This window comes from Mycobacterium sp. E735 (assembly GCF_001666955.1).
In the GTDB taxonomy this organism is placed as follows: domain Bacteria; phylum Actinomycetota; class Actinomycetes; order Mycobacteriales; family Mycobacteriaceae; genus Mycobacterium.
In genome coordinates this window covers 33,878-48,410 of sequence record NZ_LZIX01000001.1, presented here as the reverse complement: position 1 = coordinate 48,410, position 14,533 = coordinate 33,878, and the positions used below count along the sequence as shown (strand labels likewise).

The window sequence follows — 14,533 nt, the reverse complement described above, 5'->3', positions numbered from 1 at the left end:
CGGTTTGTCGCGCACTGGCAAGCAGATCGAGACCCTCAGCGGCGCATGAACGGCGGCACGTCGACGTCGTCGTCGTCGCCACCGATATTCAGCGTGGCGCCGTTGGTGTGAACCGGGACGCTGACCGCGTCGACGGGTTCGAACAGTGTCGAGGTGAGCTTGCCGGCCTTCGCCGATTCGATGCGGTGCGCGCCGCCTTTTTCGGCGGCGCTGTCCCCGGTGACCGGTCTGCGACCGGGACCGGTCGCGCTGAAGCCCGCGGCGATGACGGTGACGCGCACCTCGTCGCCGAGGGAGTCGTCGATGACGGTCCCGAAGATGATGTTGGCGTCCTGATGGGCGGCGTCCTGGACCAGGGAGGCCGCCTCGTTGATCTCGAACAGGCCCAGGTCGCTGCCGCCGGCGATCGACATCAGCACGCCCTGAGCGCCCTCCATGGATTGCTCCAGCAGGGGTGAATTGATCGCGATCTCGGCGGCCTTGAGCGAGCGGCCCTCGCCGCGGGCCGAGCCGATGCCCATCAACGCGGTGCCCGCCCCGGACATGATGCCCTTGACGTCGGCGAAGTCGACGTTGATCAGGCCCGGCGTGGTGATCAGGTCGGTGATGCCCTGCACGCCGTTGAGGAGCACCTCGTCGGCGCTGCGGAAAGCGTCCATCAGGGACACCGCGGCGTCGCCCATCTGCAGCAACCGGTCGTTGGGGATGACGATCAGGGTGTCGCAGCTTTCCCGCAGCGTGTTGATGCCGCCTTCGGCCTGCGACCCGCGCCGCTTGCCCTCGAAGGAGAACGGCCGGGTGACCACGCCGACGGTCAGCGCGCCCAGCTTGCGGGCGATGCTGGCGACGACGGGCGCGCCGCCGGTGCCCGTGCCGCCGCCCTCGCCGGCGGTCACGAACACCATGTCCGCGCCACGCAGCAGCTCCTCGATCTCGTCCTTGGCGTCCTCGGCGGCCTTGCGGCCGACCTCCGGGTCGGCCCCGGCGCCGAGCCCGCGGGTGGAGTCGCGGCCGACGTCGAGCTTGACGTCGGCATCGCTCATCAACAGCGCCTGCGCATCGGTGTTGATCGCAATGAACTCCACGCCCTTGAGGCCCTGTTCGATCATCCGGTTGACGGCGTTGACGCCGCCACCACCGATACCCACAACCTTGATGACGGCCAGGTAGTTATGCGGGGGGGTCATCATCTCGTCTTCCTCCCTGGTGGGGATTCGGTTTCTCCGGTCACTCACGGTCCCTCTGGCAAACCCTCAACCTCAACCATAGAGTTAGAGTTATGTCAAGTAGTTCCGCGCAACCAGAACGGTATGGGCATGGCGCGCCCTAACCCCGCAGGCGCGCCGACGCGCGGCTCGCAAATTTTTTCTGTTACGACCGTCACACGCCGCGCTTGACCGGCGTCGCTACTTCACCGTCGGCAGGTCGGGGCTCGACACGTCGTAGGTCCGTCCGGGCTGGGTCAGCAGCGCGGCCAGCTTCTCGGCCTTCTCGTCGGTGCGATCGGTCGTCCCCCAGATGACGACCCGGCCATCGCCCAGCGTCAGCGTGATCGAGGCGTCCGAGGGGGCCGCGACCCGGCCCACCTGGCCCGCGACCTCGGGTCGCAGCGCGGTCAGCACCTGCAGCGCGGCCTTGGTCGCCGGGTCGTTGGGGCCCGGGTTGGCGACGTCGAGGTACGGCAGCGCCGGCGGCGGCGGCCCGGTCGCGAAGTCGACGCCGTCGCGGTCGAACAGGTGCGGGCCGTCGGGAAAGTCCTTCACCGCCACCGCGATTCGCTCGACGATGGTGATGCGCAGCGCCGACGGGTACTGGCGCTGCACCCGGGCGCTGGCCACCCGCCGGATGGCGGCCACCCGGTCGGCGACCTGGTTGGTGTTGATCTGCAGCAGCGGCGTGCCCGGCCGCACCCGGGCGGCGTCCAACACCTCTTCCCGGGTCACCACCCCGGTGCCGACGACGACGATGTTGCGGGCCGACATCGCGGGGGTGAAGTACAGGATCAGCGCGAGCCCGATCCCGAGGGCGACCAGCAGCACCGTCACCAACAGCATCTTCAGGCCGCGGACCACACCCCGGGCCACGGGTTTGGGCTCGTCGGCCGCGCGGCCGGTGGCCCGGCGTTTGGCCTCCCGGCGGGCCTCTTCGATGGCGGTGGCGCGTGCCTGCGCCGCGCGGCGCTCGGCTCTTTCCCGGCGCGCCCGTCGGCGCGGCCCCTCGAATTCCTCGTCCTCCGTGGGCTTCTCGACGTCGGGCCCCGCGGCGAAGATCGGTTCGGTGATCGCGCCGTCCGCCGAACCGGAGGCCGATTCGCCGGCGACACCCACGGGGTCGTCCGGCTGGGTCATCGCGGCACTCCCGGCCGGCCGGGCGCGCTGCGGTTGTCCCGGATCCGCAGCTCGGTGACGATCTCCGGCCCGAGCAGGGTCACGTCGCCCGCGCCCATCGTGACGATGACGTCGCCGGGGCCGGCAGCCGCGGCCACCTGCTCGGCGACCGCGGAGAAGTCCGGCAGGTAGCGCACGGGCACGCTGACGTGCTCGGCGACGCTGGCGCCGCTGACCCCGGCCAGCGGTTGTTCGCGGGCGCCGTACACGTCGAGGACGAACACCTCGTCGGCGGCGTCCAGCGCGCGACCGAATTCCGCGGCGAATTCCTTTGTGCGCGAATATAAGTGAGGCTGAAAAACCACGAGGCTGCGGCCGCCGGAGCTCTGCTCGAGGACCGTGCGGACGGCGGCCAGCGTCGCGCTGATCTCGGTGGGATGGTGGGCGTAGTCGTCGAAGACGCGCACCGACCCGGAGTTGCCGACCAGTTCGAACCGCCGGCGGACCCCCTCGAAACCGGCCAGCCCGTCCAGCACCGCGTCCGCCGGGGCGCCGATCTCGAGCGCGGCGAGCAGGGCGCCAAGCGCGTTGAGCGCCATGTGCCGACCGGGCACCGACAGCCGCATCACGTGGGGATGCTGTTCGCCCGCCAGCTGGACGTGGGCGACCGCCTCGGTGCCCTGCTGCTCCCAGGACAGCAGGGTGGCGGCCTGGTCCACGCCCGGGTCGGATCCATAACGCAGCACCCGGATTCCCAGCTCGGCCGTGCGGTCCGCCAGCGCGGCCGCGCCCGGATCGTCGACGCACACCACCAACGCCCCACCCGGGGCCAGCCGCTCCACGAAGGCGTCGAACACCCGGACGTAGGCGTCGGCGCTGCCGTAGAAATCCAGGTGATCGGTCTCGATGTTGGTGACCACGGCGACGTTCGGCGTGTATTCCAGCAGCGAGCCGTCGCTCTCGTCGGCCTCGGCCACGAAGCAGTCACCGCTGCCGTGATGCGCGTTGGTGCCGGCCTCCCCCATCTCACCGCCGACCGCGAACGACGGGTCGCGCCCGCAGTGCTGCAGCGCCACGATCAACATCGACGTCGTCGTCGTCTTGCCGTGCGTGCCGGTGACCATCAGCGTGGTGCGCCCGTCCATCAGCTTGGCCAGCACCGCCGGTCGCAGGATGATCGGAATGCCCCGCCGGCGGGCCTCGACGAGCTCGGGGTTGGTCTTCGGAATGGCGGCGTGGGTGGTGATGACCGCCGTCGGGCCGCCGGGCAGCAGGTCGAGCGACGACGCGTCGTGGCCGATGCGGATCGAGGCGCCCCGGGCGCGCAGGGCGTGCACGCCGCGGGACTCCTTGGCATCGGACCCCGAGACCAGCGCGCCGCGGTCCAGCAGGATGCGGGCGATGCCCGACATGCCGGCTCCGCCGATGCCCACCATGTGCACCCGCTGCAGCTCGGGCGGCAGCTGTTCGGCGTTCACCGCCGCCCTCCCGCGGCTGCCTTCCTGGCGATGTCCAGCGCCGCCTGCGCCACCTGGCGCGCCGCGTCGGGGTGCCCGACCCGCGCGGCGGCCGTCGTCATAGCCGCCAACCGGGGCGGGTCGTTGAGCAGGGCGGACACCTCGCGGGCCACCAGTTCCGGCGTCAGCGCGGCGTCGGCGACCACCATGCCGCCCCCGCCGTTGACCACCGGCAGCGCGTTGAGCCGCTGTTCGCCGTTGCCGATCGGCAGCGGCACGTAGATGGCCGGCAACCCGACCGCCGAGACCTCGGCGACGGTCATGGCGCCGGACCGGCAGATCGCCAGGTCGGCGGCGGCGTAGGCCAGGTCCATCCGGTCGAGGTAGGGCACCGCGACGTACGGCGGATCGCCCGGTTGGCTCTCCCGCAGGTCGAGGGTGTTCTTCGGCCCGTGCGCGTGCAGCACCGACACGCCCGCGGCCGCCAGGTCGGCGGCGGCGCCGGACACGGCCCGGTTGAGCGACACGGCCCCCTGCGAACCGCCGAACACCAGCAACACCCGCGCGTCCTCGGCGAAGCCGAAATGCCTGCGCGCCTCGGCGCGCAGCGCCGCGCGGTCCAGCGACGTGATGGCCGCCCGCACCGGCACCCCCACCACCTCGGCGCGCGGCAAACCGCAGTCGGGAACCGCGGACAGCACCCGGTCGGCGCCGCGGGCGCCGACGCGGTTGGCCAGGCCGGCGCTGGCGTTCGCTTCGTGGATCAGCACCGGGACGCGGCGCCGACGGCTGAGGCCGCGGGGAATCCCGCGGGCGGCGAGGTAGGCCGGCAGCGCCACGTACCCACCGAAACCGATGATGACGTCGGCGTCCACCGCGTCGAGCACCGCGCGGGTCTCGCGGACCGCGCGCCACACCCGCGGGGGCAGCCGCGCGAGGTCGCCGCTGGGCTTGCGCGGCAGCGGCACCGGCGTGATCAGCTCGAGGTGGTAGCCGCGCTGGGGGACCAGCCGGGTCTCCAGCCCGCGGTGGGTGCCGAGCGCGGTGATGCGCACCTGCGGATCGAGTGCGCTGAGCGCGTCGGCCACCGCCATCGCGGGCTCGACGTGGCCCGCGGTGCCCCCGCCGGCCAGCACGACCGACAGGGGTTTAAATGCCGACAACGCGGCACCGGCGGGCTGGGGACTTGTCCCCCGCCCGCCGGTCGGCTTGCTGACCGTGTCGTTCACCCGTAACGCTGACCTTCCAGTGCGCGTGCGCGCCGTGCCTGACGCTGGCCGGCCCCGCGAGTGGCGGAGCGCTGGCCAGATCCATGATGCACCGCCCTGCGCGCCGGCCGTGCGGCTGTGCGGGAGAACGCCGGCCGCAGCGGTTCCTGGGCCGTGCGGGCGGGCTTGCGCGCGCCGTTGCGCGGCGGGCTTCCCTTGCCCGGTTGCTTGCCGCCGCGCTTGCGGTCGCGGAACGATTCCAGCCGCGTCGGCACGTACGGCTGCGGCAGCGGCAGCCGCAGGAAGCGGTTCACCTTGTCGTCACGGCCGGCGCGCAGCGCGGCCACCGCCTCCGGTTCGTGACGGGCCGCGTTGGCCATGATGCCGATCATGAAAAGCGTTGCAGCCGTGGAAGTTCCACCCGCTGAGATGAGCGGCAGCTGGATGCCGGTGACCGGCAGGATCCCGATCACGTAACCGATGTTGATGAACGCCTGGCCCAGCACCCACATCGTCGTCGTGGCGGTCAGGAGCCGCAGGAAGGGGTCGGCCGACCGGCGGGCGATGCGCATCCCGGTGTAGGCGAACAACCCGAAGAGCACCAGCAGCCCGAATGCGCCGACGAAGCCCAGCTCCTCGCCGATGATCGCGAAGATGAAGTCGTTGTGGGCGTTGGGCAGGTAGTTCCACTTCGCGACGCCCTGGCCCAGGCCGTCGCCGAAGATCCCCCCGTGGGCCAGGGCGAACTTCGCCTGGCGGGCCTGGTAGCCGGTGTCCATGGGGTCGTTCTCGGGGTTCATCCAGGACTTCACCCGGTCCGAGCGGTAACCCGCGGACATGGCCAGGACCGCGCCCGCCATGAAGACGGCCAGCAGCGAGGTGGCGAAGACGCGCAGCGGCAGCCCGGCGTACCACAACAACGCCAGCAGGATGATGCCCAGCGACACCGTCTGCCCCAGGTCAGGCTGGGCGACGATCAGCGCCAGCGCGATGACCGCCGCCGGCACCAGCGGGATCAGCATGTCGCGCAGCGAGGCGCGCTCCAGGCGGCGTGCCGCCAGCAGGTGCGCGCCCCAGATGGCGAAGGCGATCTTCGCCAACTCCGAGGGCTGCATCGAGAATCCGGCGATGACGAACCACTTCCGGGACCCGTTGGCCAGGTTGCCGATGCCGGGCACCAGCACGAGCACCAGCAGGATGACGGTGACGACGTAGCCGGTGAAGGCGACGCGGCGGATGAACCGGACCGACATGCGCAGCGAGGCGTAGCAGGCGATCAGGCCGATCACCGTCCACAGCACCTGCTTGCCGAAGATCACCCAGGCCGACCCGTCGGCGTCGTAGGACCGCACGCCCGAGGCCGACAGCACCATGATCAAACCGAGCGTCGTCAGCAGCCCGGCCACGGCGATGATCAGGTGGAACGAGGTCATGGGCCGGCTCAGCCAGGCGCCGAACCGGTTACGCCCCTCGCCTCCCGCCTGCGGCTTCGTGGACGGCCTGGCCTCCGAGCTGCCTGCGGCGCTGACGGGGCCGGTCGCCGCGTCGTCGTCGGCGTCCGGCTGCTCCGGCGCGGTGGCGTCGGTGGCCTCGGTGGCGCCGGCCTCTGCAATGTCCTTGTCCCGGCGTCTGAGCCGGGCCAGCGGGTTACCCATTCCCGCCCTACCGGGTGGCCGCGCGGACGGCGGCGGCGAAGGCGTCGCCGCGGTCGGCGTACCCGGTGAACTGGTCAAACGAGGCGCCCGCGGGTGCCAGCAGCACCGTGTCGCCGGGCCGGGCCAGGTCGCGGGCCGCGGCCACCGCCGCGGTCATGACGGAAGTGCCGAGATCGTCGCCGGAATATTTCACTTCTGTCACATTTGCACCAACAACCACAGCCGTCGCATTCATATCAGCATCCTCGCCTGTCACAACCTGGACGACGGGGACATCCGGCGCGTGTCGCGATAACGCCTCTGCAACCTCTTGCCGATCCCGGCCGATCAGCACGGCCCCGACCAGGCGGGGGGCCATCCGGGCGACCTCGGCGTCCACCGACGCGCCCTTGAGCAATCCGCCCGCCACCCACACCACGCGGGAGTAGGCGAGCACGGACGCCTCGGCGGCGTGCGGATTGGTGGCCTTGGAGTCGTCGACGTAGGTGATGCCGTCGGCCACCGCGACCACCTCCGCCCGGTGCCGGCCCACCCGGAAGGACGCGACCGCCCCCGCGATCGCCTCGGCGGGCACGTCGACGCTGCGGGCCAGCGCGGCCGCGGCCAGGGCGTCGAGGACGCCGACGGGCCCGGGCACCGGGATCGAGTCGACCGGCAGGAGCGCGAGGTCGTCGGCGAAGGCGCGGTCGACCAGCCGGCCGTCGCGCACGCCGAGTTCGCCCACCGCCGGCTCGCCGAGCCGGAAGCCGACGCGCACCGGCGCCCCGGCGGTGCCCAGCAACGCCGCGGCCCGGGCGTCGTCGAGCCCCACCACCGCCACCCGGCCGCCCAGCACGCGCGCCTTGGCCGCCGTGTAGTCGGCCATGGTCGAATGCCAATCCAGGTGGTCCTCCGCGATGTTGAGCACGACGCCCGCCTCGGGCCGCACCGAGGGCGCCCAGTGCAGCTGAAAGCTGGACAGCTCGACGGCCAGCAGGTCGGCCGGCTGCTCGAGCACGTCGAGCACCGGGTCGCCGATATTGCCGCACAGCACGCTGCGCCGGCCCGCGGCGGTCAGCATGGCATGCAGCATCGACGTCGTGGTCGTCTTGCCGTTCGTGCCGGTCACCACCAGCCAGCGGCGCGGTGGCCCGTAGTAACCCGCCGTGTCCAGCCGCCAGGCCAGCTCCACGTCGCCCCAGATCGGCACGCCCTCCGTCGCGGCGGCGGCCAGCAGCGGCGTGTCCGGCGAGAACCCGGGGCTGGTGACCACCAGGGCGTACTGCGCAAGGCGCTCCGCGGACGTCGACGTCGTCATCGTCGCCACGCCGCTCTCGGCGTAGCGCCGCAACGTGGCCGGGTCGTCGTCGCACAGGGTCGGCACCGCGCCGAACCGGATCAGCGCGGACAGCACCGCCTTGCCGGTCACCCCGCCGCCGGCCACCAGCACCGGCGCGCCCGGCACCAGAGGCTCGAGTCCGGGCACGTCAGGCACCGATCGCGCCCAGCCACTCACCGTAGAAGAGGGCCACGCCCAGCCCACACGTGATCGCCGTGAGCAGCCAGAAGCGAATGATCACCGTGGTTTCGGCCCAGCCCGCCAACTCGAAATGGTGGTGGAACGGCGCCATCCGGAACACCCGGCGACCGGTGGTGCGAAACGCCAGGATCTGCAGCACCACCGAGGTGACCTCGGCGACGAACAGCGACCCCAGCACGACGGCGAGGATCTCGGTGCGGCTGGTGACCGACAGGCCCGCGATGATGCCACCCAGCGCCAGCGAGCCGGTGTCCCCCATGAAAATCTTCGCGGGAGCGGCGTTCCACCACAGGAAGCCGATGCAGGCGCCCGCGGTGGCGGCCGCGACGAGCGCCAGGTCCAGCGGGTCGCGCACGTTGTAGCAGCCCAGGCCCGGCGCCGTCACGCACGCGTTGCGGTACTGCCAGAAGGTGATCAACACGTAGGCGGCGGTGACCATGGCCATGCACCCGGCGGCCAGGCCGTCCAGACCGTCGGTGAAATTGACCGCGTTGGACCACGCGCTGACCACGACCACGCAGAACAACACGAACAGCGCCGGAGTCAAAGTGACGGTGGCGATTTCGCGCACATAGGACAGGTCCGAGCTGGCCGGTGTCAATCCGCTGCCGTTGCGGAACTGCAAGACCAGCACGCCGAACAGCACCGCGGCGGCCACCTGCCCGATGGTCTTGGCCGTCTTGTTCAACCCGAGGTTGCGCGACCGGCGGACCTTGATCAGGTCGTCGAGGAAGCCGACGCCGCCGAGCGCGGTCGCCAGGCCCAGCACCAGCAGGCCCGACGCGGAGACGCCCTCGCCGTCGAACGCCAGCCCGGCCAGGTGGGTCCCGAGGTAGCCCGCCCAGATGCCGGCGAGGATCGCCACGCCGCCCATCGACGGCGTGCCGCGCTTCGAATGATGGCTGGGCGGCCCGTCCTCGCGGGTGTGATGGCCGAAACCCTGCCTGGTGAACAGGCGAATCAGCGCCGGCGTCAACAGGATTGACACCGCGAGCGCGATCGCGACGGCGATCAGGATCTGCCTCACGAGCCGGTCCCCCCGACGTCCGATGGTGACGACCCGCTTCGCCCGGCTTCGCCGCCCTCGCGATCGACGCCAGCCAGGGCGTCGGCCAGCGCTCCCAGCCCCGCCGCGTTGGAGGCCTTGACCAGGACCACGTCGCCGGGCTGCAGCTCGGCCCGCAACAGCGCCAGCGCCGCGTCGGCATCGGCCACGTTGACCGCCTCAGCTCCCCACGAGCCCTCCATGACCGCTCCGTGGTGCATGGCGCTCATCGACCTCCCACTTCCCACGACGACGAGTCGAGACACATCTAAGCGCACCGCCAGGCGGCCGATGCGATCGTGTTCGGCCACCGCGTCGTCGCCGAGCTCGGCCATTTCGCCCAGCACCGCCCAGCTCCTGCGCTTCTCGCCTGCGCGGTGGGCGATCCAGGCCAGCGCCTGCAGGCCGGCCCGCATCGAGTCGGGGTTGGCGTTGTAGGCGTCGTCGATCACCGTCACCCCGTCCGCCCGGGTGGTCACGTGCATCCGGTGCCGCGACACCGGCCCCGCCTGCGCCAGCGCGGCGGCGACCTGGTCGACGGTCGCGCCGCACTCCAGCGCGACCGCGGCGGCACACAGCGCGTTGGTGACCTGATGGTCGCCGAACACGCCGAGCTCAACCGCGACCGCGCTGTCCATCGCGTGCAGGGTAAAGCGCGGCCTGGCCAGTTCGTCCAGCGACACTCCGTCCGCCCAGACGTCGCTGGGACCCGAGTCGGTGCGGCTGGACCGGCTGACCCGCACCACCCTCGCCCCGGTGACGCGGGCCATCGCCGCCACCACCGGGTCGTCGGCGTTGAGGATGACCACACCGGACGGCGGAACCGATTGCGGCAGTTCGGATTTGGTCCGCGCGATGGCCTCCCGTGAGCCGAACTCGCCCAGGTGGGCGGTGCCGACGTTGAGCACCACCCCGATCGCGGGCGGGGCGATCTCGGCCAGCGCGGCGATGTTGCCGGGATGGCGGGCCGACATCTCGAGAACCAGGTAGTCGGTGTCCCGCGTCGCGCGCAGCACCGTCCAGGGGTGGCCCAGCTCGTTGTTGAACGACCCGGGCGGGGCGATGACCTCGCCCAGCGGCTCGAGCACGGTCTTGACGAGGTCTTTGGTCGACGTCTTCCCCGACGAACCCGTGATGCCGATGATGGTCAGGCCGCCGGCCACCAGCTCGGCGGCCACCGCCTTGGCCAGCCTGGCCAGCGCGGCGAGCACGGCCGCGCCCGAGCCGTCGGTGTCGTGTTCGAGCACCCCGGCCAGGCCGCCGCCGCGGCTCGCCCGCTGCGGGGGCACCACGATCGCCGGCACCCCCACCGGCCGGGCGGCCAGCACGGCCACCGCGCCGGCCGCCGCCGCCGCCCGCGCGTAGTCATGCCCATCGGCGTGCGCCCCCGGCAGCGCGAGGAACAACCCGCCGGGACCCACTGCGCGCGAATCGAATTCGACGGTTCCGGTGACGCGGAGCTCGGCGGCGGCCCGCGGTGAGATGTCGGCCAGCGTGCCGCCCACCAGCTCGGCGATCTGCGCGACGGTGAGGTCGATCATGACCGAGTCTCACGGGGCCGACGGGCCCGCAACGCCTCGGACAGCTCCACCCGGTCGTCGAACGGACGGGTTTCGCCGGCGGCGCGCTGCCCGGTCTCGTGCCCCTTGCCGGCGACCAGCACCACGTCGCCCGGTTGCGCCCAGGCGACGGCGTGCCGGATGGCCGCGCGCCGGTCCCCGATCTCGACGACCTCGGCCGCACCACCGCTTTCGGTCGCACCGGACAGGATCTCGCGGCGGATGGCGGCGGGGTCCTCGCCGCGGGGGTTGTCATCGGTGACGACGACCAGGTCGGCCAGCTCAGCGGCGGTCGCGCCCATCGGCGCCCGCTTGCCCGGGTCGCGCTCGCCGCCGGCGCCGAACACCACCGCCAGCCGGCGACCCGGCCGCGCCAGAGTGGTCAGCACCGCGCGCAGCGCGCCGGGCTTGTGGGCGTAGTCGACCAGCGCGAGGAAATCCTGGCCACCGTCGATGTCTTCCATGCGCCCGGGCACCCGGGTCTCCAGCAGTCCGGGCGCCGCTTGCTCGGGTGAGACTCCCACCGCGTCCAGAAGCGCAAGTGCCACAAGGCAATTGGCGACGTTGTAATGCCCCGGCAACCGGATGCCGACCCGGTGGCGCACGCCGGCGGGGTCGATCGCGGTGAACTGCTGTCCCCCGGCCCCCATCGGCATCACGTCCATGGCGCGCCAGTGCGCCGGCTCGCCGGCTGCGCTGACGGTGATGGCATCCCCGGCCCGCGCCGCCATCGCGCGCCCGGCGTCGTCGTCGACGCAGACCACCACCCGCCGGGCCCGCAGCGGTGACGCGGGGTCGAACAGCTTCGCCTTGGCCTCGAAGTAGTCGGCCATGGTGGGGTGAAAGTCGAGGTGGTCGCGCGACAGGTTGGTGAAGCCGCCCACCGCGAAGCCGGTGCCGTCCACCCGGCCGAGCGCCAGCGCGTGGCTCGAGACCTCCATGACCACGGTGTCCACCCCGCGCTCGGCCATCGCCGCGAACATGGCCTGCAGCGCGGGCGCCTCCGGCGTGGTCAGCGCGCTCGGGACGTCGGCGCCGTCGATCCGGATGCCGATCGTGCCGATCAGCCCGGCCTTGCGGCCCGCGGCGCGCAGCCCGGATTCGACCAGATACGTCGTGGTGGTCTTGCCCGAGGTTCCGGTGATCCCGATGACCGTCGTACGCTCCGATGGGTTCCCGTACACCGTGGCGGCCAGGGCGCCGAGGACCCCGCGGGGCGCCGGATGCACCAGTGTCGGGACGGTCGAGGCCGACGCGCCCATCTCCGCGACGCCGGCGGCGTCGGTGAGGACCGCGACGGCGCCGCGTTCGATCGCCTCGGGGGCGTACCGCGCCCCGTGGGTCGAGGCGCCCGTCAGCGCGGCGAACAGGTCGCCGGGCCGCACGTCCTGGGCGCGCAGCGTGACGCCGGTGACGGGCACGTCGGGCACCGCCGCGCCCCGGTCCGCGGGCACCGCCCCGACCTGGGCCGCCAGCGCGGGCAGGCGCGCGCCCGCCACGGCGCTGGGGCGCAAATCAGTGGGCACGGCACACCTCCCGTCCACGCACGTGGTCCTCATGATCGGCCATGACACCCTACCGAGAGGCGCCTGCCAGCCAGGTGGGCTCATCGATCGAGTGTGCGTTGAGGGCGGGATTTCGGCCCGAATCCCGCCCTGGACGCACACCCGACGTCACTGCACGACAGATTGGCCGGCGGTTTCCGGTTGGCTACGTCGCCTGCAGGGTCAGCGGCGGACCCGGGTCCGGCGACAGCGGCACGTTCTCCCGCTGCATGAGCCAGCCGGCGATGTTGTGGAACAACGGGGCCGCCGAGTGGCCCGGCGTACCGTCGGCGTTGCGATCCGGGTTGTTCATCATGATCCCGATGACATAGCGCGGGTTGTCGACGGTGGCCATGCCGGCGAAGGTTATCCAGTAGACGTTGTCGAAGTAGCAGCCGCAGGCCGGGTTGATCTGCTGAGCGGTGCCCGTCTTGCCGGCCATCTGGTAGCCGGTCACCGCGGCGGAGGGCCCGGTGCCCTGCTGGTAGCCCATCGGGTCGCGCTGCACGACGGCGCGCAGCATGTTGCGCACGGTTTGGGCCGTCTGCGGCGAAACCACCCGCACGCCCTCGGGACGCGCCTCCTCGGTCCGGGTGCCGTCGGGTGCGATGGTGGCCTTGACGATCCGCGGCGGGATGCGCACCCCATCGTTGGCGATCGTCTGATACATGCCGGCCATCTGCAGCAGCGTCATCGAAAGCCCTTGCCCGATGGGCAGGTTGGAGAAGGTGCTGCCCGACCATTGGTCGATCGGCGGCACCAGTCCGGCGCTCTCACCGGGCAGGCCCACGTTGGTGCGCTGCCCGAGCCCGAATTTGCGGACCATGTCGTAGAAGCGTTCCGGCCCGACGCGTTGCGCGAGCATCAAAGTGCCGACGTTGGAGGACTTTCCGAACACGCCGGTCGTGGTGTAGGGCATCACGCCGTGCTCCCACGCGTCGTGCACGTTGACGCCGCCCATGTTGATCGAGCCGGGCACCTGCAGCACCTCGTCGGGGTTGGACAGGCCGTACTCGATGACCGAGGACGCGGTGATGACCTTGTTCACCGAGCCCGGCTCGAACGGCGAGGACACCGCCAGGTTGCCCAGCTGCTTGTCGCCCTGGCGCCCGATGTCCTGGGACGGGTCGAAGGTGTTGTCGTTGGCCATCGCCAGAACCTCGCCGGTCTTCGAATCCAGCACGACCGCCGAAACATCATGTGCGCCGGACAGATTCTTGGCCTGCTGCACCTGCTGCTGCACGTAGAACTGGATGTCGTCGTCGAGCGTCAGCTGGACCATCGAGCCGTTGACCGCCCGGTGCCGGTTGCGGTAACTGCCGGGGATGACGACGCCGTCGGATCCCCGGTCGTAGGTGACCGAGCCATCGGTCCCCGACAGTACCGAGTCCAGCGACTCCTCCAGCCCCAGCAGCCCGTGGCCGTCCCAGTCAATGCCGCCGACGATGTTGGCCGCCAACGACCCGCCGGGGTACTGCCGCAGATCCTGCCGCTCCGAACCGACTTCGGGATACTTGTCGGAGATCGCGCTGGCGACCGCGGGGTCGACGGCGCGCGCCAGATAGACGAAGTTCTCGTCGCTCTGCAGCTTCTTCAACACGGTCGCGGAGTCGGGCTTGTTGCCCAGCCGGGTGGCGACCTCTTTGGCGATGTCCCGCAGCCGCTGCTGTGGGTCGGGGGCCGCCGAGTTCTTGCTCTTGGCCTCGTCGAGTTGTTTGCGAATCCTCTTGGGCTGGAACGTCAACGCGCGCGACTCGGTTGTGAACGCCAGCTGATCCTTGTTGCGGTCGACGATGCTGCCGCGCACGGCCTTCTCGACGTCGGTGACCTTGAGCTGGCTCGCCGCCTGGGCGCGCAGCGTCGGCGCGTTGGTCACCTGCAGGACGAACAGCTGGACCGCCGCCACCACGATCAGGAGCCCGATGGCCGCGTTCCCGGCCCGATGCCGGAACACGAACGACGCGCCGCGGCTGCCCGCCTGAACGAGCTTGCGGGTGCGCCGCTCCCGAGCGGAGTGCCCGGTCGCCGCGGCCTCCGGACGGTCGGCCGCGCGGCCCTGCTTGGCTTCCTTGGCTTTCCGGAATCGCTTCGGCTCCCGGACGTCCTGGGCCTGCTGTTGCTTCCCGCGGCGCTTCGGCTGGCGAACCCCCTTGGCTTCCTGCGCTTTACGGGGACCACGGCTCGGCTGCGACCGGCGGGCGCGCATGGAGTCGCCGCGG

The 14,533-nt window shown here is 71.7% G+C and carries 10 protein-coding genes; all 10 read right to left on the bottom strand.

The window, feature by feature from the left end; all coding sequences use genetic code 11:
• Window positions 1-35: 35 nt before the first annotated feature.
• Window positions 36-1,187: a cell division protein FtsZ gene (gene ftsZ / locus A5704_RS00220; RefSeq protein WP_067758682.1), complete on the bottom strand. Its 1,152-nt coding sequence runs from the start codon at window positions 1,185-1,187 to the stop codon at window positions 36-38.
• 219 nt (window positions 1,188-1,406) lie between these two features.
• Window positions 1,407-2,348, bottom strand: coding sequence for a cell division protein FtsQ/DivIB (locus A5704_RS00215; protein WP_067886757.1), 942 nt, complete (start codon window positions 2,346-2,348; stop codon window positions 1,407-1,409).
• The gene (gene murC / locus A5704_RS00210) at window positions 2,345-3,805 is read right to left on the bottom strand and encodes a UDP-N-acetylmuramate--L-alanine ligase (protein WP_067886754.1); all 1,461 of its coding nucleotides are present in this window, start codon (window positions 3,803-3,805) and stop codon (window positions 2,345-2,347) included. The genes A5704_RS00215 and murC overlap by 4 nt, the downstream gene beginning before the upstream one ends.
• On the bottom strand, window positions 3,802-5,013 hold the full coding sequence (gene murG, locus A5704_RS00205; RefSeq protein WP_067758591.1) for an undecaprenyldiphospho-muramoylpentapeptide beta-N-acetylglucosaminyltransferase: 1,212 nt from the start codon (window positions 5,011-5,013) through the stop codon (window positions 3,802-3,804). Before murG ends, murC begins: the two co-directional genes overlap by 4 nt.
• The gene (ftsW, locus tag A5704_RS00200; RefSeq protein ID WP_067886751.1) at window positions 5,010-6,647 is read right to left on the bottom strand and encodes a putative lipid II flippase FtsW; all 1,638 of its coding nucleotides are present in this window, start codon (window positions 6,645-6,647) and stop codon (window positions 5,010-5,012) included. Before ftsW ends, murG begins: the two co-directional genes overlap by 4 nt.
• Window positions 6,648-6,654: 7 nt before the next feature.
• Window positions 6,655-8,112 (bottom strand): UDP-N-acetylmuramoyl-L-alanine--D-glutamate ligase, encoded by a 1,458-nt coding sequence (gene murD, locus A5704_RS00195; RefSeq protein WP_369828406.1) that lies wholly within the window; start codon window positions 8,110-8,112, stop codon window positions 6,655-6,657.
• Between the two features lies 1 nt (window position 8,113).
• Complete coding sequence (gene mraY / locus A5704_RS00190) at window positions 8,114-9,193, bottom strand: phospho-N-acetylmuramoyl-pentapeptide-transferase (RefSeq protein WP_067758585.1); 1,080 nt, start codon at window positions 9,191-9,193, stop codon at window positions 8,114-8,116.
• Window positions 9,190-10,752: a UDP-N-acetylmuramoyl-tripeptide--D-alanyl-D-alanine ligase gene (murF, locus tag A5704_RS00185; RefSeq protein ID WP_067886749.1), complete on the bottom strand. Its 1,563-nt coding sequence runs from the start codon at window positions 10,750-10,752 to the stop codon at window positions 9,190-9,192. The genes mraY and murF overlap by 4 nt, the downstream gene beginning before the upstream one ends.
• A complete protein-coding gene (locus A5704_RS00180) occupies window positions 10,749-12,329 on the bottom strand; it encodes a UDP-N-acetylmuramoyl-L-alanyl-D-glutamate--2,6-diaminopimelate ligase (RefSeq protein ID WP_067886808.1) in 1,581 nt (526 codons plus the stop codon). The genes murF and A5704_RS00180 overlap by 4 nt, the downstream gene beginning before the upstream one ends.
• A 151-nt stretch (window positions 12,330-12,480) precedes the next feature.
• Window positions 12,481-14,520 carry a penicillin-binding protein 2 gene (locus A5704_RS00175; protein ID WP_156737571.1) on the bottom strand — a complete coding sequence of 680 codons (2,040 nt, stop codon included), beginning with the start codon at window positions 14,518-14,520 and terminating at the stop codon, window positions 12,481-12,483.
• Window positions 14,521-14,533: the final 13 nt, after the last annotated feature.